Origin of the sequence: Craurococcus roseus (genome assembly GCF_039523795.1) — a bacterium.
Taxonomy (GTDB): Bacteria; Pseudomonadota; Alphaproteobacteria; order Acetobacterales; family Acetobacteraceae; genus Craurococcus; species Craurococcus roseus.
Map to the genome: position 1 here is coordinate 1 of NZ_BAAAFZ010000124.1, position 26,191 is coordinate 26,191.

The following is a 26,191-nucleotide window of genomic DNA, read 5'->3' on the forward strand; positions in this document are numbered from 1 at the left end:
CGGGCCCGCGTCCGGCGCCGGCGCTTGGCGCAGCAGGGTGATGGCGACGCGGCGGTTGGCGGCGGCCAAGGGTTCGGCGGGCAGGAGCGGCGTGCGGTCGGCGTGGCCGGTCACGCTCTGGAGGCGCGCTTCGGCGATGCCGCCGTCCAGCAGCAGGCGGCGGGCGGCGTTGGCGCGGTCGGCCGACAGCTCCCAGTTGCCGCGCTCGGCGCCGCCGCCGCGGAAGGGCGAGGCGTCGGTGTGGCCGGCGATGGCCAGCGCGTTGGGCAGCCGCGCGACCACCTGCGCTACCTTCTGGATCAGCAGGCGGGCGCGGTCGTTCGGCACGGCGCCGCCGGTGGCGAACATGGGCTGCCGGTCGGCGTCGAGGATCTGGATGCGCAGGCCCTCGGGCACCTGCTCCACCACGAGTTGGCGGGCGAGGTCGGCGAGGTCGGGGTCGTCGCGCACGGCGGCGCGCAGCTCGGCCGCGGCGCGCTCGAAGGCGGCGCGCTCGCGCCGGTGCAGCTCCGCGCGGAGCGCCGCGTCGGCAAGCCGCTCGGCGGCCGGGGGGGCCAGGGCGGGGAGCGTGGCGGTGGAGGCCGGGTCCGCGTCCGGCGACCCGGGCGCGGCCTCGGTGGGCTGGGGCTCCGGTCGCTGCGCCGCTTGCGCCACGGCGGCCATCGCGGCGGCGGCCTGCGGCTCGTCGGCTGGGGTGGCAGAGGCCGGACGCGCCGCTCCGGCCGCGGCGGGGTCGGACGCGGCGCCGCCCGCGGCTGCGAGTTGCGCCCGGTCCTCTTCGGTGCCGGCGTCCCGCGCTTCGGGCTCCTCGGCCCGCGCCACCGTTTCCGCCGGCGGCGCCCCGGCCAGGGGCGTGTTCGGGGTGAGCGGCGCTTCGCCTTCCTCTTCCTCGATGTCGAGGCGGACGGGCACCGGGCCGCGCTCCACGCGGATGGCGCCGGCGTCGGAGGACATCTCCCCTTCCGAGTTCAGGGTCCTGCCGCCGAAGGGCTGGCCGGTGCCGCTGGTGTTGCGGCCGAAGACGTTGGAGGGCGCGAAGTAGTCGGCGAGGCCGCGCCGCTGCTCCTCCGAGGTGGCGTTGAGCAGCCACATCAGGAGGAAGAAGGCCATCATGGCGGTGACGAAGTCCGCGTAGGCGACCTTCCAGGCGCCGCCGTGGTGGCCGTGCCCGGCCGCCTCTTCCCGCTTGAGGACGATGGTGGTCCCGCCGTCTTGCCCGTTTCGCCGTCCCATTTTGGAACCCGCTCCGTGGTGCCGTGACGGCGCGCATCCTGCGGCGCGGGGGTTAACGCCGGGCTAAGCCGGGGCGCCCCCGGGCTGGGCAGGCGCGTTGGGCAGGCTGGCGCGCGGTTGGGCAGGGCGGGCGGCGCCGCGGCCCGGATCGCCCGCCGTTTGGGGTGGCACGGGGCTTGCTGCGCCGAGTGGCACGGCGGCCCTTGCCGGATGTCGTAACCGAGGCAGGATGACCCGGCCGGAACCCGCGGCGCCCCGGGAGGGGGCTCGGAACAAGGAAGAACACGAGAGATGACACCGCGACGCCGCCTGCTGCTCGCCGCCGCCTTCCTCGCCGCCGCCGCCGTGCCCGGTCCGGCCGCGGCCCAGGGCGGCGGCGGGACCATCCGCATCGGCATGACCGCCGCCGACATCCCGTTGACGCACGGCCAGCCCGACCAGGGCTTCGAGGGCAACCGCTTCACCGGCATCCCGCTCTACGACCCGCTGATCGCATGGGACCTGTCGCGCGGCGACCGGCCGACGCCGCTGGTCCCCGGCCTCGCGCTGGAATGGAAGGTGGACGAGGCGGACAAGACGCGCTGGGTGTTCAGCTTGCGCCGGGGCGTGAAGTTCCACGACGGCAGCGACTTCAACGCCGACGCCGTGGTGTGGAACGTCCGCAAGGTGCTGGACCGCGAGGCGCCGCACTACGACCCGCGGCAGGTGGGGCTCACCGCGTCGCGGATGCCGGCGCTGCGCCGGGCGGAGAAGATCGACGAGCACACGGTGGCGCTGATCACGGCGGAGCCCGACAGCTTCCTGCCCTACAACCTGACCAACCTGTTCATGGCCTCGCCGGCGCAGTGGGAGAAGCTGCGGGCCGCGGCGCCCAACGCCGAAGCCGCGTGGAACGCCTTCGCCGCCACGCCCTCCGGCACCGGCCCGTTCCGCATGGCCCGCTTCGTGGCCCGCGAGCGCGCCGAGTACGTCCGCAACGACGCCTACTGGGGCGACAAGGCCAAGGCGGAGCGCATCGTCCTCCTGCCGATCCCGGACGCCAACGCCCGCACCGCGGCGCTGCTCTCCGGCCAGGTGGACTGGATCGAGGCGCCCTCCCCGGACGCGGTGCCGCAGCTCCGCGCCCGCAACATGGCCATCACGCAGAACGTGCAGCCGCATTTCTGGCCCTGGCAGCCCTGCTTCGCCGAATCCTCGCCGCTGCGCGACGTGCGGGTCCGCAAGGCGCTGAACCTCGGCGTGGACCGCGAGGGGCTGAAGCAGCTCCTCGGCGGCTTCATGGTGCCAGCGGTGGGCACGGTGCAGCCCGGCCACCCCTGGTGGGGCAATCCTTCGTTCCAGATCAAGACCGACAAGGCGGAAGCGCGGCGCCTGCTGGCCGAAGCCGGCTACGGGCCGCAGCGGCCGTTGACGGTGAAGGTGCAGATCTCGGCGTCCGGCTCCGGCCAGATGCAGCCGCTGCCGATGAACGAGTTCATCCAGCAGAGCCTCAAGGAGGTGGGCGTCAACGTCGAGTTCGACGTGGTGGACTGGAACACGCTGTTCACCAACTGGCGGCGCGGCTGCACGGACGCCACCGCGCGCGGCGCGCACGCGATCAACGTCTCCATCTCCACCATGGACCCGTTCTTCGCGCTGGCCCGCTTCTACGACAGCCGCATGGCGCCGCCGGCCTCTAACAACTGGGGCTTCTTCAACGACCCGCGCTTCGACGCGCTGATCCGCGAGGCGCGCAACACCTTCGAGCCGGCGGCGCGCGACGCCGCGCTGGGCCGCCTGCACGCGGCTGGGGTGGACGAGGCGCTGTTCATCTGGTTCGCGCACGACGTTTCGCCGCGCGCCATGAGCCCGCGCGTCAAGGGCTTCGTGCAGCCGCAGAGCTGGTTCGTGGACGTGAAGCTGCCCTACATCCAATAGGACTCCGATGCTGATCTACCTGTTCCGCCGGCTGGTCTACGCGATCCCCATCGCGCTGGCCGTGGGGTTCGTGTGCTTCATGCTGGTGCAGATCGCGCCGGGCGACCCGATCAACGCCATCGTCCCGGCCGACGCGCCGGCCGACGTGGTGGAGCAGGTGCGGCGCGACTACGGGCTGGACCAACCGTTGCCGGTGCAGTTCGGGCTGTGGCTGTGGAAGGTGGTGCAGGGCGACCTCGGCCGGTCGCTCGCCACGGGGCGGCCGGTCTGGTCGGACCTCAGCACGGCCATCGGCAACACGTTGATGCTGGCGGTCGCGGCCTCGCTGCTCGGGTTCGTGCTGGGCTGCGTGCTGGGCGGGCTGGCGGGCACCTTCCGCGGCTCCTTCCTCGACCGGGCGGCGGTGGGGCTGGCGGTCGCGGGCGTGTCCGTGCCGCACTACTGGCTCGGCATGGTGCTGGTGGTGCTGTTCTCCGTGCAGTGGAACCTCTTGCCGGCGATGGGCGCGGGGCCGGGCGGCTCGTCCGATTGGGCGTGGGACTGGGAGCACTTCAAGCACCTGATCCTGCCCACCGTCACGCTCTCGGTCATACCCATGGGCATCGTGACGCGCACGGTGCGCGGCATCGTGGCCGAGATCATGAACCAGGAATTCGTGGTGGCGCTGCGCGGCAAGGGGCTGCGGCGGTGGGACGTGTTCCTCCACGTGGTGAAGAACGCGGCGCCGAACGCGCTGGCGGTGATGGGCCTCCAGCTCGGCTACCTGATGGGCGGCTCCATCCTGGTGGAGACGGTGTTCTCCTGGCCGGGAACGGGGCTGCTGCTGAACAGCGCCATCTTCCAGCGCGACCTCCCCGTGCTCCAGGGGACCATCCTGGTGCTAGCCATGTTCTTCGTGGCGTTGAACCTGCTGGTGGATCTGGTGCAAACCGCCCTCGACCCGAGGATCAAGCGCGCATGAGCAGCGCCATCGACCAGGCCCGCATGGGCGCCGCCGCCCCGGCGCCGACGGCGGCCGAGGCGGAACTCGCGGTGCAGGCGCGGCAGGCGCCGGAGCGCTCGCGCGGCTACTGGGCGGGCGTGTGGCGGCGGGTGCGGCGCGACCCGGTGACGATCGTTTGCGCCGCGATCCTGCTGCTGATGCTGCTGGCGATCGTGTTCGCGCCGCTGCTGGCGCCGCACGACCCTTACCAGGGCAGCATGATCCGGCGGCTGCGCGCCATCGGCACGCCCGGCTACCTCCTCGGCACGGACGAGCTGGGGCGGGACATCCTGTCGCGCCTGCTCTACGGCGGGCGGCTTTCCTGGTTCATCGGCATCGTGCCGGTGGTGCTGGCCTTCTGCATCGGCACCGTGCTGGGCGTGCTGGCGGGCTACGCCGGCGGACGCGTGAACATGCTCATCATGCGGACGACCGACGTGTTCTACGCCTTCCCCTCCGTGCTGCTGGCGGTGGCCATCTCCGGCGCGCTGGGGGCGGGCATCTTCAACGCCATCCTGGCGCTGACGCTGGTGTTCGTGCCGCCCATCATCCGCGTGGCGGAGAGCGTGACGCAGGGGGTGCGGAACCTGGACTTCGTGGACGCGGCGCGGGCCTCGGGCGCGGGCGGGTTCACGGTGGTGCGCGTCCATGTGCTCGGCAACGTGCTGGGGCCGATCTTCGTCTACGCCACCTCGCTCATTTCGGTGTGCATGATCCTGGCGTCGGGCCTCTCCTTCCTCGGCCTCGGCACCAAGCCGCCGGAGCCGGAATGGGGCCTGATGCTGAACACGCTGCGGACCGCGATCTACGTGCAGCCCTGGGTGGCGGTGCTGCCGGGGGCGTGCATCTTCGTCACCTCCATCTGCTTCAACCTGCTGAGCGACGGGCTGCGGCAGGCGATGGACGTGAAGGGCTGACGGCGGTCGGGAGCCTTGGCGCCCGCCGCGCGTTGCGGCGGGCGACGCGACAACTCCCGGAGTTCCAGACCATGACAACCCTCACCCGCCGCGGTTTCGGCCCCCTCCTGCTCGCTGGAGGGGCCGCGGCCGTCCTCGCCGCCGTTCCGCGGCGCCAAGCCGCCGCCGCCACCAAGCGCGAAATCGACGCCCAGGTCGCGGCGGCGATGGTCACCCTGCGGAACCTCCCCAACCTCTCGCCGCGGCTGCTGCAGGACGCGCGGGCCATGCTGATCTTCCCGCGCATCATCAGCGGCGGCTTCATCGTCGGCGGCCAGTACGGCGAGGGCGCGGCGCTCGGCCCGGACGGCAACATCCGGGGCTATTACAACATCGCCGGCGCTTCGCTCGGCCTGCTGGCCGGCGCCCAGACCGCGGGCCTCGCCATGTTCTTCATGACGGACGAGGCGGTGGCGGCGCTGATGCGGGCTGACGGGTGGCAGATCGGCACCGGCCCCTCGGTGGTCGTGCTGGACCAGGGCGCGCAGATGAACATCACGGCGACCACCGTGCTGGAGCCGGTCTACGCCGTCACCTTCAACCAGCAGGGGCTGATGGCCTCCCTGGCGCTGGAAGGCACCAAGATCTCGCGGATCAACCCGGAGGCTTGAGGCCGGCCCGCCGCCGTTGCGGAAGCCACTCGGGCGCCCCTAACCTCCCCCGCAACGGAGGAGGGGCGCCATGGGCGGAGCGGCGGCGGTGGTCGCGGACGACGAAGCGGGGCTGGTGCGCGGCTTCGACCTGCGCGCCTTGCCGCCCGCCTTCTACGAGGACCCCTATCCCTTCTTCCGGGCGCTGCGCCGGCACTCGCCGGTTCACCGCCTGCCGGACGGGACTTGGTTCCTCACCCGCCACGCCGACCTCTTCGCCATCTACCGCGACACGGCGACCTTCTCCTCCGACAAGCACGTCGAGTTCACGCCCAAGTTCGGCGCCGGCACGCCGCTGTTGGAGCACCACACCACCAGCCTGATCTTCAACGACCCGCCGCTGCACACCCGCGTCCGCCGCCTCATCACCGGGGCGCTGACCCCGCGCGCAGTGGCGGCGATGGAGGAAGGCGTGGTGTCGCTGGTCGACGGGCTGCTGGACCGGATGGAGGAGGCACCGGGCGGGCGGGTGGACCTGATCGAACACTTCGCGGCGGCGATCCCGGTGGAGGTGATCGGCAACCTGCTCGACGTGCCGCGGGGGGACCGGGGGCCGCTCCGGGACTGGTCGCTCGGCATCCTCGGCGCGCTGGAGCCGGTGCCGACCGCGGAGGCGCTCGCCTGGGGCAACCGCGCCGTGGTCGAGTTTTGCGACTACCTCGCGCGCCTCGTGGCCGACAGGCGGCGACGGCCGGGCGACCCGGAGAAGGACGTGCTGACGCGCCTGATCCGCGGCGAGGCGGACGGCGAACGGCTGACCGAGCCGGAGCTGTTGCAGAACTGCATCTTCATCCTCAACGCCGGGCACGAGACCACCACCAACCTGATCGGCGGCGCGCTGTGGCTGCTCTGCCTTTGGCCGCGCGAGCGGGAGCGGCTGCTGGCCGGCGGGCCGGAACTGATGAAGACCGCGGTGGAGGAGTTCCTGCGCTACGAGAGCAGCGTGCAGCTCGGCAACCGCCGGGCGCTGCGGGCCTGCTCGGTGGGCGGCGTGGAGTTGCCGGAAGGCGCGCTGATCAACCTGTGCATCGCCGGCGCCAACCGCGACCCGGAGGTGTTCGCGGACCCGGACCGGCTGGACCTCGGCCGCAAGCCCAACCCGCACCTCGGCTTCGCGGGCGGGCCGCACGTCTGCGCCGGGCTGGCGGTGGCGCGGCTGGAGGCGCGCGTGGCGCTGTCGATGTTCCTCGAACGCTTCTCGCGCTACGCGCTGGACGGGGCGCCGGAGCGCGACCTGCGCGCGCGCTTCCGCGGCTTCGGGCGCCTGCCGGCCGTGCTGCACTGACCGAGTGGAGGAGGAGGACGCGGATGGACCCGATCGCCCGCGCCACGCGCGACACGGTGGGAGACGCGCTGCGGCGGGCCGCGCGGCGGTTCCGGGACCGCACGGCGCTGCGCTTCGCCGACCGCCGGTGGAGCTTCGCCGACTTGGACCGCGCGGCGGACCGGGTGGCGCGCGCCTTGCTCGGCGCCGGCTTCTCGCGCGGCGACCGGGTGGTGGCCTACGGACGGAACTCGGACGGCTACCTGCTGCTCTGGCTCGCCTGCGCCCGCGCCGGGCTGGTCCACGTGCCGGCCAACTACGCGCTGACCGCGACGGAGCTGGGCTACATCGTCGGCCAGTGCGGGGCGCGGGCGCTGCTGCACGACCCGGCGCTGGCGGCCGCTTCCGGGCAGGACGTGGGGTTGCGCGGGACCATCGCGGAGGGCGGTGGGGGCGGGCTGGACGCGCTCGCCGCGGCGCTGGACCCGGCCTGGGACCGGCCGCCGGGCGAGGCACCGCCGGACGACGGGCTGGCGGACACGGACCTGGTCCAGATCATCTACACCTCGGGCACCACCGGCGCGCCGAAGGGCGCGATGATGACCCACCGCGCCTACGTCGCCGAGTACGCCGGGGCCGCGCAGGCGCTGGACTACAGCGCCGCCGACCGCGCGCTGGCCGCGCTGCCGCTCTACCACACGGCGCAGATGCACGCCTTCACCATGCCGCAGCTCCTGGTCGGCGCGGAAACGCTGCTGATCGAGGCGCCGGAGCCCTCGCGCGTACTGGCCCTGATCGAGGCGGAGCGGATCACCTCCTTCTTCGCGCCGCCGACCGTCTGGATCGCCCTGCTCCGCCACCCGGAATTCGGCGCGCGCGACCTGTCCTCGCTGCGGCGCATCTACTACGGCGCCGCTATCATGCCCGTGCCGGTGCTGCGGGAGTTGCGGGACCGGCTGCCGGGCGCCCTGCCCTACAACTGCTACGGCCAGAGCGAGATCGCGCCGCTGGCGACCGTGCTGCGGCCGGAGGAGCACGAGGCGCGGCCCGCGTCCGTGGGACGCCCCGTGTCCACGGTGGAGACGCGCATCGTGGACGCGGGGATGCGCGACGTGCCGCCCGGCGAACGCGGCGAAATCGTCCACCGCTCGCCGCAACTGCTGGTCGGCTACTGGGGCAGGCCGGAGGAGACGGAGGCCGCGTTCGAGGGCGGCTGGTTCCACTCCGGCGACGTGGGCACGATGGACGAAGAGGGCTACATCACGGTCGTCGACCGCACCAAGGACGTCATCAACACCGGCGGCGTGCTGGTGGCGAGCCGGGAGGTGGAGGACGCCATCCTCACCCATCCCGCCGTGTCCGAATGCGCCGTGGTGGGCCTGCCCGACCCGCGCTGGGTGGAGGCGGTGACGGCGGTGGTCGTGCTCCGCCCCGGCCACGACGCCGGCGAGGCGGAGCTGATCGAGCACGCGCGCCCCAACCTCGCCGCCTTCAAGCTGCCCAAGCGCGTGATCCTGGCGGAGAGCCTGCCGCGCAACACGGCGGGCAAGCTGCTCAAGCGCGAGCTGCGGGCGGCTTATGGCGGCCGGGCGGAGGCGCTGCCGGGCGTGGGCTGACCCATCGTCGGCCCCTCCGGTCGGCGATCCGGAACGGGCGCCCGCGGGCGCATTCTCTGGCTCGTTCCGGAACTCGCTTTCCCCACCGACACCGACCGGCACGCGGCACCCGGATCGGGAACGCCTTCCGGCGTCCGCGTCGTTGACAACCGGGAGAACGCCCGCGAAAGCTGCCGCCGCGCAGGGCAAGGGGGCACGCCGCATGGACGGGGATCCGATCCACCGTTGGATCGCCGACATCGTGCCGGGCCGCAGCTTCGTGGACATCGGCGGCATCGGCGAGTGGTCGAAGCAAGAGCGTGTCACGCAGTCGGTCGCCGCCGGCGCCGCGCGCAGCGCGATGGCGGACATCGAGCCCGCCGACTCGGAATACTGGCGCTTCTTCCACAAGCTGATGTACAAGCACGGCATCGCCAGGGACGCCTACGACAGCCACGCCGAGGTGGACGTCACCCGCGCCGACCTGGCCGAGCGGCTGCCGCCCTCCGACGTCGTGCACTGCACCGGCGTCCTCTACCACTGCCCGGACCCGGTCGCCGCGGTGGACAACCTGCGCCGCGTCACCGGCCGATGGCTGATCGTCAACACCGTCGTCTGCCCGCAACGGGTTGAGAACGCCGCCGGTACGCTGGCCTTGCCGAGCGGCGCAGCGCTGTTCCTGCCCGGCTTGTCGGAAGCCGAGCGCGACGTGTTGCGCCTGCACTACCGAACGAAGTTCGGTTGGAGCATCGACGACACGGCCCCGCGCCCGCGCGCGCCGGGCGTGAAGATGCCGCATGTGATGCCGGACGGGCGGCTCAACCACTGGCCTTACTGGTGGCTGTTCACGATCCACTCGTTCCGGAGCCTCTTGCAACTGCTCCGCTTCGACATCCGGGACGAGTGGACCTGGGAGGACCACGCCCACTGCGTGCTGTGCGAGCGGGTCGGGTAGCCGGCCGTCACCCGCGCATAGCCCCGCGAACGGCCATGTCCGCGTCCGCCCAGGACAAACGAAGCGAGACCCGCCCGGTCGACGCCCGCGAGTTGATCGCTCCATTCTCGGTCCTCGCTGCCACAGCTCACGCTTCCGCGAAGGCGGAACCGCAGCGCCCGCGTCCGTTCATCGCTTTGTACCAGCCGGCGTGAGTCTTGCCCCTCGGTGTCGCCCCCGCGGAAGCAGGGCCCATGGCCGGGTGGGTCCCACTTCCGCGGCGACTATGGGAGGATGTGTCAGGACTTGTGCAGGGCGGAATCAGAACGCGTACCGCACCCGGCAGTAGGGCATCCGCTCCGCCAGCAGCGCCTTGAACCGCGCGAGCCACCGCCCCTTCCAGCCGGTGCGGTAGCGCAGGTTGGTCGCGCCCACCTCCGACTGCTTCTCCTCCTGGATGTCCGGCCGCCACAGCACCGTCTCGGCCTTCGGGTGCCAAGCGAGGTTGACCTCGTGCAGCCCGGCGTTGTGGGTCAGCATGATGACCTCGGAGGCGAGCTGGCGTTTCACTGGCGCGGGCAGCGCGTCGTCCAGCTCCTCGAACAGCGCGGTCCACTCCGCTTCCCAACCCTCGTGCAGCACCACGGGCGAGAAGTTCAGGTGGACCTCGTAGCCGGCGCGGTGCAGTTCGCCGATGAACGCAATTCGCTCGGAGACGGGCGAGGTCCGCACGTCCAGCAGCTTGGCCATGCCGTGCGGCATCAGCGACATGCGGACGCGCGTGCGCCCTTGCGGGTCGTAGTCCAACAAGCCGGGGTTCACCCATTTGGTGGCGAAGCTGCCCTTCGCGTTGTGCAGGCCGCGGAACAGCGCCACCAAGTCGCGCACGTTGTCCGAGATCAGCGCGTCCACCGAAAGGTCGCCGTTCTCGCCCAGGTCGTACACCCAATCTCGCGGGTCCACCTGGTTCGGCTCCCGCTTCGGCCCGAGGCCCTGCGCGTGGCGGGCGGTGGAGGCACCGATCTCGTCGATGTTGACGAAAACGGTGATCGGGTTCGCGTGGCCCTTGCGGCGCGCGACGTAGCAGTAGGCGCAGGCCATCGCACAGCCATTGGAGGAGGACGCGGCGATGAAGTCGGCGCTGCGGCCGTTGGGGCGCATCTGGAGCCCCTTCTTGACGCCCAGCACCAGCACCTCGCGCTTGCGGGGCAGCCACTCCTCCGGGTCGCCCTCGCGCAAGTCGGGGATGCGCCAGTGGGATTGGACAGGAATGCGCTCCGCGTCCGGGAAGCGCGCCAGGATCTCCCGGCCCCGCGCGTGCCCTTCCACCGCCGGCTCCAGGTAGATGCGGCGGACGTCGAGGATCGGCGCGGTCGGGGTCATCCCTCCGCATATGGGCATGGGCCGCCCGCGGGTCAGCGGCCCTTGGGCGGCTCGAACCGGTAGGGCGTGACGCCGCCCACCATGGGGTCCAGCGACAGCCGGTGCTCCAGCGGCGGGAAGGCGCGGCTGCGGCAGTCCATGCGGTCGCACAGCCGGCAGGAGAGGCCGATGCCGACCATCGCCTTCTCCAGGTCCAATCCGTCGCCGTAGACCACCTCCGGCGCGCGGGAGATGTCGCAGCCCATGGCGATCACGTGGACCGGCGCCGGCTCGCCCCAGCGCGCCGCCGGCCCGCGCACGGTGCGGGCGAAGCACAGGAAGGTGCCGCCGTCCGGCAACTGCGCGAGTTGCACCCGCACCTCCCCCGGCGTGGCGAAGGCTTGGTGGACGATCCACTTCGGGCAGGAGCCGCCGAAGCGCGCGAAGGGGAAGGCCGCGGCGCTGAAGCGCTTGGAGACGTTGCCGGCCGGGTCCACCCGCAGGAAGAAGAAGGGCACGCCCCGCGCCCCTTCCCGCTGCATGGTGGAGAGGCGGTGGCAGGCCTGCTCGAAGGAGACGCCGAAGCGCGCGGCGACCGCCTGCATGTCGTGCCGCAGCTCGCGCGCCGCGCCCAGGAAGGCCTCGTAAGGCATCAGCAGCGCGGCGGCGAGGTAGTTGAGCAGGCCGATGCGGAGCATGGTGCCCGCTTCGGGCGTCGAGGGCTCGGCCGCGTTGGCCACCGCCTCCACCGCCTCGCGCGCCTCCAGCATCATCAACTGATAGGCGAGCTGGAAGCCGCGGGTCTGGCGGGGCAGGCTCTCCGACAGGTCGAGCCGCCGCGCCGCGGGGTCGTAGCGCCGCAGCGCCCCGGGCAGCGGGCCGTAGTTCACGGAAACGCCGTGCTGGCGCCGCAGCCGCTCGGCGATGGCGAAGTTCAGCTCGGCCGGCGCGGCGCCGATCTCGCGCCCCACCGCCTCGGCCACGGTTTCGAGTTCGGCGAAGTGGTTGGCGCGGTCGTGGAAGAAGTCGCGCACCTCCTCCGTGGGCAGCAGGACGCGCCGGCCGGTGGGGAGCGCGATGCCGCCGGAGTCCTCGCGCGCCACCCGCCACGCCCGGTAGAGCGCCAGCACGGCGCGGGCGGCGTTGGGGGCGCTGCCGGCGAGTTGCGCGACCTCCTCCTCCGGCACCGTTTCCAGCCCGAGCAACGGGTCGGACAGCACCTCGCGCAGCCCGGTCTCCAGCGCCCGCTCCCGGGCGCCGGACAGGGCGGCGAGATCCACCTGCAACGCCTCGGTCAACTTGATGAGCAGGGTGGCGGTGACGGCGCGCTGGTCGTGCTCGATGAGGTTCAGGTAGCTGGCGGAGATGCCGAGCCGGGCGGCCAGCGCCTGCTGCGCCAATCCCTTGTCCATCCGCAGCCGCCGCACCGTCCGGCCGATCAAGGCCCGGGACATCTTCACATCCTTTACAAATTCACAGTACCCGTTTGTGAAGACCGCCACTTCCTTACCAGGAAAGCACGGGAAAGGGGCTGAACTTCGCGCCCGCAATGTGAATTATTCACGCGAGCAGCGCAACAGGAGACCATATGCGCCCCAACCCGACACCGACCCACGCGCCCGACGGCACCTTCGGCGGCGACCGGCCAGAGCCCGGCCGCTTCGAGGGCATCCGCCGCGATTACACCCCCGCGGACGTGGCGCGCCTGGCCGGTTCCTTCCGGGTCCAGCACACCTTGGCCGACATGGGGGCGCGCCGCCTTTGGCAGTTGCTGAAGACCGAGCCCTACGTGAACACGCTCGGCGCGCTCACTGGCATGCAGGGGCTCCAGCAGGTGAAGGCCGGCCTCAAGGCCATCTACCTGTCCGGTTGGCAAGTGGCGGCGGACGCCAACTCGGCTTCCACCATGTACCCGGACCAGTCGCTCTACCCGGTGGACAGCGTCCCGACCGTGGTGCGCCGCATCAACAACGCGCTGCGCCGCGCCGACCAGATCGCCACGATGGAGCGCGCGGACGGCAAGGCGGACGACCAGACGCACTACATGGCGCCGATCGTGGCCGACGCCGAGGCCGGCTTCGGCGGCGCGCTCAACGCCTACGAGCTGATGCGGGCGATGATCGAGGCGGGCGCCGCCGGCGTCCACTTCGAGGACCAGCTCGCCTCCGAGAAGAAGTGCGGCCACCTGGGCGGCAAGGTGCTGGTGCCGATCTCCCAGCACATCCGCACCCTGAACGCCGCGCGCCTCGCCGCCGACGTGGAGGGCGTGCCCACCGTGCTGCTCTGCCGCACGGACGCCGAGAGCGCGCAGCTCCTGACCAGCGACGTCGATGAGCGCGACCGGCCGTTCATCTCCGGCGAGCGGACGCCGGAAGGCTTCTTCCGGATCAAGCCGGGCGTCGGCAAGAAGTACGCGATCGCCCGCTCCCTCGCCTACGCGCCCTACGCCGACCTGCTGTGGTGGGAGACCTCCGACCCCGACCTCGACGACGCGCGCGAGTTCGCGGAGGCGGTCCAGCGCGAGTTCCCGGGCAAGATGCTCGCCTACAACTGCTCGCCGTCCTTCAACTGGCAGCGGAAGATGGGCGTCGATGCCGCCGCGAAGTTCCAGCGCGAGATCGGCGCCATGGGCTACAAGTTCCAGTTCGTGACCCTGGCCGGGTTCCACTCGCTCAACCTGTCCATGTTCAAGCTGGCCCGCGGCTACAAGGACCGCGGCATGGGCGCCTACTCCGAGTTGCAGCAGGCGGAGTTCGCGGCTGAGTCCGAGGGCTTCACCGCGGTGCGCCACCAGCGCGAGGTGGGCGTCGGCTACTTCGACGCCGTCGCCACCGCGGCCGGCGGCGGCCAGTCCTCCACCACCGCGCTCGCCCACAGCACGGAAGCTGCGCAGTTCCACGACCACGACGACGCGCGCCAGCCGGCGCCGGCGAAATAGGCCGGCCGCGCCGCCCAACGGAAACCAAAACGGAAAGGGAAACGAGACGATGGACGACACCTACGACGACGGCTTGGTGCATAGCCACAACTGGGCTTCCGAGCCCTCCACCCCCGCCGGCGGCGCGAAGTCCATGGGTGCGCAGACGACCGCGTCCCTCTCCGCGAGCCCGGCGGAAGAGTCCTTCGACGACGGCTTGGTCCACGGGCACGACTGGGCGCGGGGCTGATCCTCGCCATGGACGGGCGCCGGCCACGGCGCCCGTCCGCCGGCCGGTTCCCGGCCCGCCGCGGCGGCGGCGACCGGGATGTTGCTGCGCCGTTGTGATCCCGGCGCCACCAGCCGCGTTTCCATCCCTCATCGCAACCGCACCGCGCGGAGCGGACTGTGTCCCGCGCGAGGCGCGGCGCAAGACGACGGGGGACGGCACGATGGCGGCAACCGGGCTCGAAGTCTTCGACAAGACCCTCCAGACCACCAACATCTGGCTGAACGAGATAGCGGAACGGACCGGCGCGGACCGGCAAACCGCATGGCACGCGTTGGGCGCCGTGTTGCACGCCCTTCGGAATCGGGTGCCGCTCGACCTCGCGGCGCATGTCGGCGCGCAACTCCCGCTTTTGGTGCGCGGCCTCTACTACGACGGCTGGCGGCCCTCGGACCAGCCGGACAAGGCGCGCACGCTCGAAGGCTTCCTCGATCGCGTTTCGGACGGGCTCGCCGGCGCGGCGCCGATGGACCCGCGCGACGCGGCGCAAGCCGTTTTCCGCGCGCTCTCGCACCACATGGACCCCGGACAGGTGGGCAAGCTGGTCGAAGCCCTGCCGCAGCCGGTGCAGGACCTCTGGACCGAGGTGGCCGCCGTGCAGTTCCCGGCCAACGACCAGCGCCGGCAGGGCGCCACCTCCGCGGCGTGACCGCGCGGCGCGGGAACAGGCGCCGGGCTCGGCCGCTTCGGTGGCCGCGAATGTTAGAACCCTGCCGCCGGGCCCGCCGCTTGGTTTCGCCGAACCGGGAGGCCGGCGCGGTGCCGGGCCGCCTCCGCCCCAGGAGCAGGACGCGCATGGTTTTCCACGATCGGGCAGAGGCCGGCCGCCGGTTGGCGGAGCGACTGCGGCATCTCAGGGGCGCGGACCCCGTCGTACTCGCCGTGCCGCGGGGCGGCGTACCGGTCGGCGTCCCGATCGCGGAAGCGCTCGACGCCCCGCTCGATCTCTTGCTGGCGCGGAAAATCGGCGCGCCCGAACAGCCCGAACTCGCATTGGGCGCCGTGGTGGAAGGCGATCCGCCGCAAACCGTGTTGAACGACCGCATCGTCCGGGCGCTGGGCGTTTCCCCGGACGAGATCGCGCAAGAAGCGGAACGGCAACTCGGGGAGATCGCGCGCCGGCGGCGCCTTTGGCTGCGTGGCCGGCCGCCGGTGCCGACCCGCGGCCGCACCGCCATCGTCGTTGACGACGGCATCGCCACCGGCGCGACCGTGCGCGCCGCGTTGGCCGCGCTGGCGCGCGCGGGCGCAGCCCGGCGCGTCCTCGCGTCGCCCGTCGCGCCGAAGGACACCGCAGAAGCGCTCCGGGCGTTGTGCGACGAGGCGGTGTTCCTGGCCGAACCGGCGGACCTCGGCTCGGTCGGCGCGTTCTACGCCGACTTCCACCAGTTGGACGACGCCGAAGTGGTCGCCTTGCTCGCCCTCGGTGGTCGTGAAGGCGCGGCGGGGTGAGCGGCGAGGGCGGACCGCAAAACAATCATGCCGAGGAACTCACCCCGTCCACGAGCGTATCGACCGCGTCCCTGCCGGGTGGTGGCCCGGTGGTGCCGAAAGCGGCGGCGCGCCGGGCGCCCCGCATCCGGAACGACAAATGTGGAAGCAACCAGCACGCGCCGTAACCGAAGGAAAGGGCCCACGACGCCCCGCCGCGCGTCGGGTTCCGCCCTGCGATGATGCGCTCCTGGACGCCCCACATAACCGTGAGCATCGCCTTCGCCTCTTCGAAGCAAAGGATGCGCCATCTTCTCGACGGATTCGCGGCTTTAATGGGACGTCAGCAATGACCCGAAGGACGTCCGCTGCCCGCATGTCGAAACGCCGGGCCGGGCAGGAGAAAACCAAAAGATGAGAATCGCGCAGATCGCGCCGCTCTTCGAAGCCGTCCCCCCCAAGCTTTATGGCGGGACGGAGCGGATCGTGTCTTACCTGACGGAAGAACTCGTGGCGCTCGGCCACGACGTCACATTGTTCGCCAGCGGCGATTCCGTCACGCAGGCCAAGCTGGCCGCCATGGCCCCACGCGCGCTGCGCCTCGATCCTGACATCGGCGACCCCATGGCGCCGCCCTTGATGGCGCTGGAGCGGGTGTTCCGGCGGGCCCACGAGTTCGACGCGCTGCACTTCCACATGGACTACTGGCCCATGTCGCTGTTCACGCGGCAGCCGACGCCCTTCGTCTCGACGTTGCACGGCCGACTCGACCTGCCGGAGATCTGGCCGCATTACGAGCTGCACGCCGACGCGCCGCTGATCTCGATCTCGGATTCGCAGCGGAAGCCGATGGCGTGGGCGAACTGGTCGGCCACCATCCACCACGGCCTGCCGGAGCGGCTGCTGACGCCGCGCGAGGGCGCCCGCCCGTCCTACTTCGCCTTCCTGGGGCGCGTCTCCCCAGAGAAGCGCGTGGACCGCGCCATCGAGATCGCCGGCCGCTGCGGCGTGCCGCTGAAGATTGCGGCCAAGGTGGACCGCGCCGACCGCGACTACTTCGACGAGCAGATCCGCCCGCTGCTGTCGCAGCCCCACGTCGAGTTCATCGGCGAGATCGGCGAGCACCAGAAGGCGGAGTTCCTGTCGGGCGCGCACGCCCTGCTGTTCCCGATCGGCTGGCCCGAACCCTTCGGCCTGGTCATGATCGAGTCCATGGCGTGCGGCGTGCCGGTCATCGCCTTCAACCACGGCTCCGTGCCGGAGGTGATCGAGGACGGGCGCACCGGCTTCATCGTCGACGACATCGAGGGCGCCGTCCGCGCGGTGGACCGCCTCCCGGGCCTGTCGCGCGCCGCGGTGCGCCAGCGGTTCGAGGAACGCTTCACCGCCCGCCGCATGGCGGAGGACCACGTCGCCCTCTACACCAAGCTGGCGCGCGGCAGGGTTCCGCCGATGCGCGCCATCGCCGCGGAGTAGCGCAGGGCCGCGCGGCGGCGAGGCGCTCCCCCGCCGCCGCGCGCCGGTTCAGGCCACCAGGACCGCGCCGATGTCCCCGTTGCGGCCGGATACGCTCATCGCCACCGAATCGGCGGCGCGGCGCAGGTTGAGGTCTATGCGCGCGTCGCCGATCGAGAGGCCGCGAAGCATCACCCGGTCCAGTCCGTTCGGCAGGACGGACCGCTCCAGCCGCACGATCCGCTCCGCCGGGTCGAAGCTCAAGCCGAGACAAGCGCCGAGCAGGCCTATCGGCGCCGCCGCCGCCCAGGCCTGCGGCGCGCACGCCACCGGGTAGGCCGTCGGCCCCTGGCCGCCGCGCCGCGGGAAGCCGCAGAACAGCTCCGGCAAGCGCCGGAGGTCCAGCTTGCCGGCGGCCGCCGCCAACCCTTCCAGCACCCGCGCCGCCGCCGCGTAGTGGCCGTAGCGCGCCAGCCCCAGGCCGATCAGCGCGTTGTCGTGCGGCCAGACCGACCCGTTGTGGTAGGACATCGGATTGTAGCGCGCCTCCGTCACCGCCAGCGTGCGGATGCCCCAGCCCGAGTGGAACGCCCCGCTCAGCAGTTGCTTCGCCACCGCAGCCGCCCGCTCCGGCGCCGCGATGCCGCCGAGCAGCACGTGGCCGGCGTTGGAGGAGCGCACGCGGCAGGGCTTCTTCGCGCCGTCGAGCGCCAGGGCGTAGGTGCCGATGTCCTCGCACCAGAAGGCCGCCTCGAAGCGCTCGCGCAGCGTCTCGGCCTTCTTCTCCAACGCGTCCGCCCGTTGGTGCGGCAAGCCGAGCGCGCGGGCGATGCGGGCGCCCGCCCGGTAGGCCGCGTAGGCGTAGGCCTGCACCTCGCACAGCGCGATCGGGCCCTTCGCCAAGGTCCCGTCCGCGTGCATGACGGAGTCCCAACTGTCCTTCCATCCCTGGTTGGCCAGCCCGGCCTCCGTCATGCGGCCGTACTCGACGAAGCCGTCGCCGTCGCGGTCGCCGTGGGTCTCGATCCAGCGCAGCGCGGCCTCGATGTTCGGCCACAACGGGCGCAGCGTCTCCGCGTCGCCGGTGCGGTCGAGCCAAGCGCCCGCCAGCGCCACGAACAGCGGCGTGGAATCGACGGAGCCGTAATAGCGCCGGAAGGGCACCTCCCCCAATTCCGCCATCTCGCCGTTGCGGACCTCGTGGAGGATCTTGCCGGGCTCGGAATCGGCCGCGTGGTCGGTCGTCGTCGCCTGCATCGCCGCCAAGTGGCGCAGCACGCCGAGCGCGATGGCGGGGTCGAGCCAGAGCACCAGCCACGCCGTCACCAGCGCGTCGCGGCCGAACACGGTGCTGAACCACGGCACGCCGGCGTAGGGGTACGGGCCTTCGGGCGTCTGGGTGGTGAGCATGGCGAGGTCGGCGACGGATCGGCCGATCATCTCGTCGAAGCCGGTGTCGGAGGTGGCGACGGAGGCGGTCCGGGCCATGGCGGCGCGGCGGGCGCGGCTGTCCTCCCACAAGGCGCGGAGGAACGCGGCCCGCGCGGGCTGCGGCGGACCGTCCTCCGCGGCCACGCCTTCCGCTTCGCAGCGGGTCTCGACCAGGATGGTCCTGCGTTCGCCGGGCGCCAGCGTCAGGTCGAAGGCGGCGCGGTCGCCGGAAACGCGGGCCGGGGCCGGGTCGAAGCGGAGCCGCGTCCCGCGCCGCTTGCCGTCGAGGCCGGTGTAGGAGAGCGTCACGCCGTCCGCCGCGGTTTCCGGCCGGTGCTGCACGCCGCGGCGCGGCCGCCGCTCGCCGCGCACCTCGAACAGGTCGGCGAAGTCGGCGCCGAAGCGCAGCTCGACGTCCAGCGCCAGCGTTTCGCTCGCGTAGCTCCGCACCGTGATGCGCTCGTAGCAGGTGCTGTTGCGCAAGAATTTGGAGCGGCGGAGGTGGAGCTGGTCGTGCTCGATCTCGGGCCGCCGGCCGTCGCCCGCGATGTCCGGGTTGGTCAGGTCGCAGGTCAGCACGGCGCCGTCGTCCGAAACCGCGGAGCTGAGCAGCAGCGGCTTCTCCCCCGCCAACCGCAACTCCAGCCGCGAGAGGTGCCGCGTGTCGCGGTGGTACAGCCCTTCCGGGCCGCCGGGCGCCGGCATCGCGTCGCCGTTGCGGTCGAGCACCGCGAAGGTGTCGTCCCGCTTCAGCATCCGCGGCCGCATCTCGTGCAGCGAGATGCTCGTGGTGATCGAGTGCGGGTCCACGCCGCTCTCGGCGGCCGAGTCGGCCTTGGCCTGGGTCGCTGCGTTCATTGCCGTCCTTGGAGTTGCGCTGTACCGGTTCGTTGCGCCAGGCGCCGCTTCATCAACCTTGCGGTTCGGAATGGCGGGCAGAAAAACCCAGACGGCGGTGCCACCGCAAGCACAAGTTGGGGCCGGATGCCGCTTTGGCCGCGTTGACGCGCGCCGCGCCGTCGTTGACGGCCGGGCGGGCGGCGGCAACGCTGGCGGCAAAGCCCGCTGCGCGCCGGCCTTTCGGCGCGCGCAACGAAGGAAACGCCATGCGGATCACCCCCAATCCGGAGGGCGTCGGCGCCCGCGTCGAGGGCGTGGACCTGTCGCAACCGCTCTCCGGCGGCGATTTCAGGACGATCTTGCGCGCCCTCGGCGAGCGCGGGGTGCTGTGCTTCCCCGGCCAATCGCTCGATGCCGGGCAACTCTCCGCCTTCGGCTCCCGCTTCGGCGAGTTGGAGCACAACGTGGCCAACAGTTTCCACGCGCCCGGCCGGCCGGAGGTGATGGTCCTCTCCAACATGAAGGAGGACGGCAAGCCGGTCGGCCTCAACGACGCCGGCCAGGGCTGGCACACCGACATGAGCTACTCGGAGGAGATCGCGCTCGCCAACGTGCTGCACGCGAAGCGGGTGCCTGTGCGCGACGGCAAGCCGCTCGGCGACACCCAGTTCCGCGACATGCACGCCGCCTACGAGGGCCTGCCCGCCGAGGTGCGCGAGCGCCTGGAAGGCCGCACCGCCATCCACGACTTCAACAAGTTCTGGGAGATGATGCGGACCCGCCCCGGCTCCGGCCGAGCGCCGCTCACCGAGGAGCAGCGCCGCCGCAAGCCGCCTGTCTCGCAGCCCATCTTCCGCGTCCACCCCGTCACCGGCCGTCGGGTTCTTTACTGCAACCCGGGCTACGCGGTGCGGATCGAGGGCATGGAGCCGGCGGAGAGCGACGCCATGCTCGAATTCCTGTTCAAGCATCAGTCGCGGGAGGAGTACCTCTACTCCCACAAGTGGACGCCCGGCGACGTGCTGATGTGGGACAACATCGCCACCACGCACAACGCCGTGGCCGATTACGGACCGGACGAGCCGCGCTACATCCTGCGCGTGCAGGTGATGGCGACGCTCGACTACGCGCGCCTCGCGGCCTGACATGCGGCTGGCGAGCTACCGCGACGGGAAGGGGAGCGCGCGCTTGGGGGCGGTGCTCGGCGGTGCCGAGGTGGTGGACCTCCGGGCGGCGCTCGCCGGCGCGCTGGCCGCGGCCGGCGAGCCGGACCGTTCGGCGGAGGCGATCCCCTCCGACATGACGGCGTTCCTGGTGCTCGGCGAGGAATCGCTGGTCGCCGCTGCCCGCGCCCTGACCTTCGCGGCGGCGCCCGGGCGGGAAGCGCTGCGCAGCCCCCTCGCCGGCGTGGAGCTGCTCGCCCCGGTGCCGCGGCCTGGCAAGATCGTCGGGGTCGGCCGCAACTACGGCGAGCACGCGCGCGAGGTCGGCGGGCCGAAGCAGGAGGCGCCGCGGATCTTCCTCAAGCCCGCCTCTTCCGTGGCGACGCCCGGCTGCGCGGTGCGCGTCCCCGCAGCCGTGCGCAAGCCGGATTGGGAAGCGGAACTCGGCGTGGTGATCGGCCGCGCGGCGCGGGACGTGCCGGAGGCGAAGGCGCTCGAGCACGTCGCGGGCTACACCGTGCTGGACGATGTCAGCGCGCGCGAGTTCCAGTTCGACATCGCGCCACCCCAGACCTCCTTCGCCAAAGGCATGGACGGCTTCTGCCCGATGGGGCCGTGGATCGCCACGCCGGAGGAGGTGGGCGAGCCCTGGGCGCTTGCCGTGCGCTGCTGGCTGAACGGCGAGCTGGTGCAGGACGGGAACACGCGCGACATGATCTTCCCCGTCCCGGCGCTGGTCTCGTACCTCAGCCGATTCATGACGCTCGAGCCAGGCGACGTGATCGCCACCGGCACGCCGGCCGGCGTGGGCGCCTTCCGCGACCCGCCGCGCTGGCTCCGCTCCGGCGACCGGCTGCGCATGGAAGTGGAGCGCGTCGGCGTCCTCGAACACTCGGTCGCCTGAGGGGAGCACGATGAAGGGCATAGCCGGACGACGACGGGCGCTCATCCTGGGCGCCGGCGGCTTGGCCCTGGCGCGGCGGGCCGCGGCGCAGCCCCCGCGCGCGCCGGGCACCGACTACCCGAACCGCCCGGTGCGCGTGCTGGTGGCCTTCGCGCCCGGCGGCAACGCCGACATCACCGCGCGCCTCATCTCCGGCGCCCTGTCGGCGCAGACGGGCCAGCAATTCGTGGTGGAGAACCGTCCCGGCGGCGGCGGCGTGGTGGCGCTCGAAGCCCTGGCCGCCTCGCCGCAGGACGGCTACACGATCTTCGTCGGCGCCCTGTCCACGCACGCGCTGAACCTCGGCTTGTACAAGAGCCTGCCGGCGCACCCGCTCACCGGCTTGGAGAACATCACGGTCAGCAGCCTTTCGCCGCTCCTGCTCGCGGTGAAGCCCGCGCTGCCGGCCGCCACCCTCGCCGAGTTCCGGGACCTGCTGAAGCGCGAGCGCAACCGCTTCCAGTACGGCTCCTCCGGCAACGGCTCCACCGGGCACATCGCCGCGGCGCTGCTGCTGCACCAGCTCGGCGTGGAAGCGCTGCACGTCCCCTATCGCGGCTCGGCGCCGGCCTTCAGCGACCTCGCGGCCGGGCGGACGGACTTCCAGGTGGACACCGTCTCCTTCCTCGCGCCCAACATCCGGCAAGGCACGGTGCGGGGGCTGGTCATCGGCGCGCGGGAGCGATCGCCGCTGCTGCCCGAGGTGCCGAGCGCGCCCGAGGCCGGCCTGCCGCAGTACGAGGCCTCCACCTGGACGCCGTGGTCGGCGCCCAAGGGCACGGCGGCGCCGGTGGTGCGATTCCTCTACGAGCAGATCCAGGTGGCGCTGCGCAGCGAGGAGGTCCTCGGCAAGCTGCGGCAGCTCGGCAACGAGGCGATGCCCGGCCTGACGCCGGAGCGCACCCGCGAATTCATAGCGGCCGAGATCGAGAAGTGGCTGCCGATCGTCCGCGCCACCGGCGCGACGGTGGACTGAAGGGGACCGCATGAGCGAAGAGCAACCGCTGCTGGTGCGGCGCGAGGGCCCGGTGGTGCGCGCGGCGATGAACCGCCCGCACCGCCGCAACGCCATGAGCGCGGCGATGATGGCCGCCATGGACGGGCTGCTGGACGAGTTGGAGGCGGACCGGGCCGCCGCCCGCGTGCTGGTGCTGGAGGGCGCCGGGGGCCACTTCTGCGCCGGGCTCGACCTCGGCGAGGTGGCGGAAACGCCGGGCGACGAGCAGGCCAAGCTCGCCGCGCAGGTCGCCCGCAACGCCGCCACCGGCGCGCGCTTCGCCCGCATCGCCGCGCTGCCGCAGGTGGTGGTGGCGCGCGTTCAGGGCGGCGCCTTCGCCGGGGGCCTGGGCTTCGTCTGCGCCGCCGATGTGGCGCTGTGCGACGCGACGGCGCGCTTCTCGGCGCCGGAGGTGCGGCGGGGCCTGGTCGCGGCGCAGATCCTGCCCTGGGTGGTCCGCCGCACCGGCCGCGCCGCCGCGCAGCGCATGGTGCTGCAAGCGAACGTGCTGGACGCCGCCGCCGCCGCGCGCATCGGCCTGGTCCACGAGGCGCTGCCGGACGCCGCCGCGCTGGACGCCGCCGTGGCCGCGCTGGTGGCGGACCTGCTGCGCGGCGCGCCGGGCGCGGTGGCCGAGACCAAGGCGCTGCTCGCCGCCCTCGGCCCGGTGGCGCCGGAGGGCTACGCCGCCGCCGGCGCGGACGCCTTCGCCCGTTGCGCGGTGGGCGAAGCGAAGGAAGGCATCGCGGCGTTCCAGGAGAAGCGCCCGCCGGCGTGGGAGGTGGGGTAGGCTTGAGGCCGGCACGGCCGTCGGATGCACTGGCTTCGCTGCATATCCGAAGAGGCCAGCCACGCAGGTCGGCAAGTGGGGCAACAGCTTGGCGGTGCGCCTCCCCGCCGTCGTCGAGATCCTCGATCTGGAGGGCGACGAGGTCGAGATCGCGGGCGAGCGCGCCCTGCGCGTCGGGCGCGACCGCAGGCGCGAGGAGGCTTTGGAACGGTTGCGGGCCCTCGCATGGAAGCTGCCGCCGGGTTTCAAGTTCTCCCGTGACGAGGCGAACGAGCGGGGCGGCAAGGACGAGTGCGGGGCGGCGTCTTCTTCGACGCCAACCTGCTGGTCCACGCCGTGCTGCAACCGGATCCGCGCTCGGAGCGGGCGCGCGACCTGCTGGCACGGGGCGGCGCGGTCAGCGTGCAGGTGTTGAACGAGTTCGCCAACGTGGCGCGCCGCAAGCTGCGCGAGCCCTGGCCCGAGGTGGCGCAAGCGCTTTCCGACATACGCGTCCTTTGCTCGCCGCCGCTGCCGATCACCCTCGCCACCCACGAGGCCGCGCTCGGCATCGCGGCCCGCCTCGGCTACGGCTTCTACGACAGCCTGGTCATCGCTTCGGCGCTCGAGGCGGGCTGCGCCAAGCTTTGTTCCGAAGACATGCAGGACGGGCAGACGGTCGAAGGCGCCCTGACCATCCGCGACCCGTTCAAGCCGTGACCGTCACGGCGCCCGGCGCGGCAGTTCCGCCACCTTCCACCCCGGGTCCACGCGCACTCAATCGCCGGCCTTGAGCACCGCCCGCGGGTGCTCCGACCCGCCCCCCGTGATCGGTACGCCGGCCAGCGCCGCGCCCCGCCGCTGGGTTGGTCGTCCGGGGGAGCGGGCCGGGGTGAGACGCCGCCCACCCCACCGGCCGGTCCCGCCGCGGCGCTACTCCGCCGCCTTCGGCACCGGCGGTTGCTGCTGCCCCTGCGGCGGTTCGGGCTCCGGCGGCTTGGGCGGCGCGCGCTCCACCATCACCATCGGCTGCGGCCGGGGGATCTTTATGCCGCGCGCCTCGAAACCCTGGATGATGCGCCGGTTGAACTCGCGGCCCACGCTCCAGCGCGCCGACGGCTCGGTCTTGACGCGGGCGCGGATCAGCAGCCCGGAATCGGCCAGCTTCTCCACGCCGAACACGTCGATGTCGTCGCGGATCAAGGCGTTCCACTTCGGCTCCGCCCGCACCTCCTTGCCGATCTCGCGGAGCGCCTCCGTCACAGTGTCCGGGTCCTCGCCGTAACCCACGGTCACGTCCAGCACCGCGAAGGAGAAGTCGCGCGTCATGTTGGTCACGGTGGTGACGGCGCTGAACGGGATGATGTGGACGCTCCCGTCCTGCGCCCGCAGCTTTATGGCGCGGATCGACAGGTGCTCCACCACGCCCGAAAGCCCGCCGAGCTGCACCACGTCGCCCACCGCCACCGCGTCCTCGAACAGCAGGAAGATGCCGGTGATGACGTCGCGCACCAGCGTCTGGGAGCCGAAGCCCACCGCCACGCCGATGACGCCGGCGCCGGCCAGCAGCGGCGCCACGTTCACGCCGAGCTGGGACAGCGCGTTCAGCACCACGAACACCAGTATGGCGCCGCCGAGCACGGTGCGGAGCATGGGCAGGAGCGTGCGCACCCGCGCGGAGCGCGCCGCGTGGCTGTCGCGCGAGAGGCGGGCCAGGCGCCGCTGGATGGCGGTGTTCGCCGCCTCCCAAACCACCAGGGCGAGCAGCAGCGTCAGGCCGATGGACGTGAACGTGCCGAGCAGCCGACCGCCCAGCGTGCCGGTCTCGAACCACCCCAGCGCGTCCACGCCCCAGGTTTCCAGCAGCAGCACCACGCCCGCGCAGCCGATCAGGATGGAGACCACGGCCTTGGTCAGCGGCACGTAGGTCGCGGCGCGGGCCGGCAGGCCGGGGTACCGCTTCACCAGCTCCGGGTCGGGGCGGAGCGCGCGGTCCAGCAGCCGCGAGATGCCCTCGTCCAGCCCCTTGCCCACGGCCGCGACCAGCAGAGTCAGCAGGGTGCCCTTCAGCAGCCGGTTGAAGCCGTCCTCCACCGCCAGCGCCCAAACGGACCAGCCGGCGAAGAGCCACAGGATCACCAGAACGTGCCAGACCTTGGCCAACTGGTTGCGCGCGCCGCGCAGCACCAGGCGGGCGCGGTCCGGCTGCTCCCCGGGCCGCAGCGGGGCGGCGCGCAGGGCGTCCGCCACGGCTTGGCGGTGCCGCAGCACGACCTGCACGACGAACAGGGAGATGGCGAGCAGGGTGAGGTTGATGATGGCGTCGTAGGCCGCCCAGGGCAGGCCGAGGAGCAGCCCGGCCTCGGCCAGCGCGTAACCGGCCACCCCCACGGACAGCACCAACCGCAGCCAGGACAGCCACGCCGCCGCCGCCTCGTCCGAGCAGGGGATCAGCCGCAGCCGCTTCGAGCGCGGCGAGAACAGGGTTCGCGCCAGAACGAAGGCGACCCGCGCGCCGATGTAGGTTTGGCCCATCGTCAGCCCGACGAGCTGCGTGGTGGGCAACGGCCGCACCACGCCGAACATGCCGAGCGCGACCACCGCGAAGCCGGCGATGGGCACGAGGTCCAGCAGCAGCCGCCCCAGCAGCAGCGGCGCGCGGCGCAGCCAAGTCCAGCGGCCGTCCGCCTCCGCCGCCGCGTCCAGCCTGCGTCGCGCTCCGGCGAGCGAACGGTGGACAACCCCTTCCACAAGGAGGCCGGCACCGAGCAACAGCGCCAACTTCCAGGCCGCGTCCTGCAAACGCGCCCGCGCCACCGGGTCGCGCGCGATGTTGTCGATGCCGGACCAGAGGCTCGGCAGGTCCGCCACGGTGCGCGCGGCGCGCAACGCGCCTTCGGACAGCGCTTCGATCCGCCCCGACAAGCCGGACAGGATCTGCGCGCCGACCGTGTTGGGCGCGATCAGCGGTTCGGCGGCTCCGCCGGGCGCGGCCGGCGCGGCGGCGGCGGCGGCGCCCTGGCCGGCGGACCCCGTCGCCTCGGCCGCCGGTGCCGGCGCCGG

General features: G+C 72.5%; 22 protein-coding genes. 17 read left to right on the forward strand and 5 right to left on the reverse strand.

Translation table 11 applies throughout. The annotated features are described in order from the left end of the window. A partial coding sequence (locus tag ABD067_RS25680; protein WP_343898282.1) for a flagellar motor protein MotB occupies window positions 1–1,233 on the reverse strand: 1,233 nt, incomplete at its 3' end. 291 nt (window positions 1,234–1,524) lie between these two features. Between ABD067_RS25680 and ABD067_RS25685 the strand changes: the two genes are divergently transcribed. The 7 genes from ABD067_RS25685 (at window position 1,525) to ABD067_RS25715 (ending at window position 9,552) form a co-directional block, all read left to right on the forward strand. After that, entirely contained in the window at window positions 1,525–3,150 is a 1,626-nt protein-coding gene (locus ABD067_RS25685; protein WP_343898283.1) for an ABC transporter substrate-binding protein, read from the forward strand. Window positions 3,151–3,157: 7 nt separating this feature from the next. Continuing rightward, window positions 3,158–4,111, forward strand: a complete 954-nt coding sequence (locus ABD067_RS25690; RefSeq protein WP_343898284.1) for an ABC transporter permease — start codon at window positions 3,158–3,160, stop codon at window positions 4,109–4,111. Then, window positions 4,108–5,049 carry an ABC transporter permease gene (locus tag ABD067_RS25695; protein ID WP_343898285.1) on the forward strand — a complete coding sequence of 314 codons (942 nt, stop codon included), beginning with the start codon at window positions 4,108–4,110 and terminating at the stop codon, window positions 5,047–5,049. The genes ABD067_RS25690 and ABD067_RS25695 overlap by 4 nt, the downstream gene beginning before the upstream one ends. Window positions 5,050–5,120: 71 nt before the next feature. After that, window positions 5,121–5,699: a lipid-binding SYLF domain-containing protein gene (locus tag ABD067_RS25700; RefSeq protein WP_343898286.1), complete on the forward strand. Its 579-nt coding sequence runs from the start codon at window positions 5,121–5,123 to the stop codon at window positions 5,697–5,699. Window positions 5,700–5,769: 70 nt separating this feature from the next. Then, window positions 5,770–7,023 (forward strand): cytochrome P450, encoded by a 1,254-nt coding sequence (locus tag ABD067_RS25705; RefSeq protein WP_343898287.1) that lies wholly within the window; start codon window positions 5,770–5,772, stop codon window positions 7,021–7,023. A 23-nt stretch (window positions 7,024–7,046) separates the two neighbouring features. Then, window positions 7,047–8,618: a fatty acyl-CoA synthetase gene (locus ABD067_RS25710; RefSeq protein ID WP_343898288.1), complete on the forward strand. Its 1,572-nt coding sequence runs from the start codon at window positions 7,047–7,049 to the stop codon at window positions 8,616–8,618. Window positions 8,619–8,820: 202 nt separating this feature from the next. Further along, window positions 8,821–9,552, forward strand: a complete 732-nt coding sequence (locus tag ABD067_RS25715; protein WP_343898289.1) for a class I SAM-dependent methyltransferase — start codon at window positions 8,821–8,823, stop codon at window positions 9,550–9,552. A gap of 300 nt (window positions 9,553–9,852) precedes the next feature. On the opposite strand, the gene ABD067_RS25720 is transcribed toward ABD067_RS25715, so the two are convergent. Both ABD067_RS25720 and ABD067_RS25725 read right to left on the reverse strand, forming a co-directional pair. Next, window positions 9,853–10,914: a spore photoproduct lyase family protein gene (locus ABD067_RS25720; RefSeq protein ID WP_343898290.1), complete on the reverse strand. Its 1,062-nt coding sequence runs from the start codon at window positions 10,912–10,914 to the stop codon at window positions 9,853–9,855. 32 nt (window positions 10,915–10,946) lie between these two features. Then, entirely contained in the window at window positions 10,947–12,347 is a 1,401-nt protein-coding gene (locus ABD067_RS25725; protein ID WP_343898291.1) for a helix-turn-helix domain-containing protein, read from the reverse strand. A gap of 134 nt (window positions 12,348–12,481) precedes the next feature. On the opposite strand from ABD067_RS25725, the gene aceA reads away from it, so the two are divergent. The 5 genes from aceA (at window position 12,482) to ABD067_RS25750 (ending at window position 17,006) form a co-directional block, all read left to right on the forward strand. After that, window positions 12,482–13,831, forward strand: a complete 1,350-nt coding sequence (gene aceA, locus ABD067_RS25730; RefSeq protein ID WP_343898292.1) for an isocitrate lyase — start codon at window positions 12,482–12,484, stop codon at window positions 13,829–13,831. Window positions 13,832–13,880: 49 nt separating this feature from the next. Then, window positions 13,881–14,060, forward strand: coding sequence for a hypothetical protein (locus ABD067_RS25735; protein ID WP_343898293.1), 180 nt, complete (start codon window positions 13,881–13,883; stop codon window positions 14,058–14,060). A gap of 202 nt (window positions 14,061–14,262) precedes the next feature. Further along, window positions 14,263–14,748: a DUF2267 domain-containing protein gene (locus ABD067_RS25740; protein ID WP_343898294.1), complete on the forward strand. Its 486-nt coding sequence runs from the start codon at window positions 14,263–14,265 to the stop codon at window positions 14,746–14,748. 146 nt (window positions 14,749–14,894) lie between these two features. Beyond that, the gene (locus tag ABD067_RS25745) at window positions 14,895–15,551 is read left to right on the forward strand and encodes a phosphoribosyltransferase (protein WP_343898295.1); all 657 of its coding nucleotides are present in this window, start codon (window positions 14,895–14,897) and stop codon (window positions 15,549–15,551) included. A gap of 393 nt (window positions 15,552–15,944) precedes the next feature. Beyond that, complete coding sequence (locus ABD067_RS25750) at window positions 15,945–17,006, forward strand: glycosyltransferase family 4 protein (RefSeq protein WP_343898296.1); 1,062 nt, start codon at window positions 15,945–15,947, stop codon at window positions 17,004–17,006. Between the two features lie 48 nt (window positions 17,007–17,054). Here the strand turns inward: ABD067_RS25750 and ABD067_RS25755 are convergent, their stop codons facing one another. Continuing rightward, on the reverse strand, window positions 17,055–19,274 hold the full coding sequence (locus tag ABD067_RS25755; RefSeq protein WP_343898297.1) for an amylo-alpha-1,6-glucosidase: 2,220 nt from the start codon (window positions 19,272–19,274) through the stop codon (window positions 17,055–17,057). Between the two features lie 248 nt (window positions 19,275–19,522). Here ABD067_RS25755 and ABD067_RS25760 point away from each other — a divergent pair, with 248 nt between their 5' ends. The 5 genes from ABD067_RS25760 (at window position 19,523) to ABD067_RS25780 (ending at window position 23,848) form a co-directional block, all read left to right on the forward strand. Continuing rightward, the gene (locus tag ABD067_RS25760; RefSeq protein WP_343898298.1) at window positions 19,523–20,401 is read left to right on the forward strand and encodes a TauD/TfdA dioxygenase family protein; all 879 of its coding nucleotides are present in this window, start codon (window positions 19,523–19,525) and stop codon (window positions 20,399–20,401) included. 1 nt (window position 20,402) lies between these two features. Then, window positions 20,403–21,323 carry a fumarylacetoacetate hydrolase family protein gene (locus ABD067_RS25765; RefSeq protein WP_343898299.1) on the forward strand — a complete coding sequence of 307 codons (921 nt, stop codon included), beginning with the start codon at window positions 20,403–20,405 and terminating at the stop codon, window positions 21,321–21,323. Window positions 21,324–21,333: 10 nt separating this feature from the next. Next, window positions 21,334–22,338, forward strand: coding sequence for a Bug family tripartite tricarboxylate transporter substrate binding protein (locus ABD067_RS25770; protein ID WP_343898300.1), 1,005 nt, complete (start codon window positions 21,334–21,336; stop codon window positions 22,336–22,338). A 10-nt stretch (window positions 22,339–22,348) separates the two neighbouring features. Beyond that, a complete protein-coding gene (locus tag ABD067_RS25775; RefSeq protein ID WP_343898301.1) occupies window positions 22,349–23,149 on the forward strand; it encodes an enoyl-CoA hydratase-related protein in 801 nt (266 codons plus the stop codon). Window positions 23,150–23,440: 291 nt separating this feature from the next. Next, window positions 23,441–23,848 carry a PIN domain-containing protein gene (locus ABD067_RS25780; RefSeq protein ID WP_343898302.1) on the forward strand — a complete coding sequence of 136 codons (408 nt, stop codon included), beginning with the start codon at window positions 23,441–23,443 and terminating at the stop codon, window positions 23,846–23,848. Between the two features lie 213 nt (window positions 23,849–24,061). On the opposite strand, the gene ABD067_RS25785 is transcribed toward ABD067_RS25780, so the two are convergent. Further along, window positions 24,062–26,191 (reverse strand): mechanosensitive ion channel family protein (locus ABD067_RS25785; RefSeq protein ID WP_343898303.1); only part of this gene is annotated, 2,130 nt, incomplete at its 5' end.

Coding starts and splice junctions, on each gene's coding strand:
- ABD067_RS25750 (WP_343898296.1), top strand. CDS start 15,945: ATGAGAATCGCGCAGATCGCGCCGCTCTTCGAAGCCGTCCCCCCCAAG.
- ABD067_RS25760 (WP_343898298.1), top strand. CDS start 19,523: ATGCGGATCACCCCCAATCCGGAGGGCGTCGGCGCCCGCGTCGAGGGC.
- aceA (WP_343898292.1), top strand. CDS start 12,482: ATGCGCCCCAACCCGACACCGACCCACGCGCCCGACGGCACCTTCGGC.
- ABD067_RS25720 (WP_343898290.1), bottom strand. CDS start 10,914: ATGACCCCGACCGCGCCGATCCTCGACGTCCGCCGCATCTACCTGGAG.
- ABD067_RS25715 (WP_343898289.1), top strand. CDS start 8,821: ATGGACGGGGATCCGATCCACCGTTGGATCGCCGACATCGTGCCGGGC.
- ABD067_RS25735 (WP_343898293.1), top strand. CDS start 13,881: ATGGACGACACCTACGACGACGGCTTGGTGCATAGCCACAACTGGGCT.
- ABD067_RS25705 (WP_343898287.1), top strand. CDS start 5,770: ATGGGCGGAGCGGCGGCGGTGGTCGCGGACGACGAAGCGGGGCTGGTG.
- ABD067_RS25765 (WP_343898299.1), top strand. CDS start 20,403: ATGCGGCTGGCGAGCTACCGCGACGGGAAGGGGAGCGCGCGCTTGGGG.
- ABD067_RS25745 (WP_343898295.1), top strand. CDS start 14,895: ATGGTTTTCCACGATCGGGCAGAGGCCGGCCGCCGGTTGGCGGAGCGA.
- ABD067_RS25690 (WP_343898284.1), top strand. CDS start 3,158: ATGCTGATCTACCTGTTCCGCCGGCTGGTCTACGCGATCCCCATCGCG.
- ABD067_RS25770 (WP_343898300.1), top strand. CDS start 21,334: ATGAAGGGCATAGCCGGACGACGACGGGCGCTCATCCTGGGCGCCGGC.
- ABD067_RS25775 (WP_343898301.1), top strand. CDS start 22,349: ATGAGCGAAGAGCAACCGCTGCTGGTGCGGCGCGAGGGCCCGGTGGTG.
- ABD067_RS25700 (WP_343898286.1), top strand. CDS start 5,121: ATGACAACCCTCACCCGCCGCGGTTTCGGCCCCCTCCTGCTCGCTGGA.
- ABD067_RS25710 (WP_343898288.1), top strand. CDS start 7,047: ATGGACCCGATCGCCCGCGCCACGCGCGACACGGTGGGAGACGCGCTG.
- ABD067_RS25695 (WP_343898285.1), top strand. CDS start 4,108: ATGAGCAGCGCCATCGACCAGGCCCGCATGGGCGCCGCCGCCCCGGCG.
- ABD067_RS25755 (WP_343898297.1), bottom strand. CDS start 19,274: ATGAACGCAGCGACCCAGGCCAAGGCCGACTCGGCCGCCGAGAGCGGC.
- ABD067_RS25740 (WP_343898294.1), top strand. CDS start 14,263: ATGGCGGCAACCGGGCTCGAAGTCTTCGACAAGACCCTCCAGACCACC.
- ABD067_RS25725 (WP_343898291.1), bottom strand. CDS start 12,347: ATGTCCCGGGCCTTGATCGGCCGGACGGTGCGGCGGCTGCGGATGGAC.
- ABD067_RS25685 (WP_343898283.1), top strand. CDS start 1,525: ATGACACCGCGACGCCGCCTGCTGCTCGCCGCCGCCTTCCTCGCCGCC.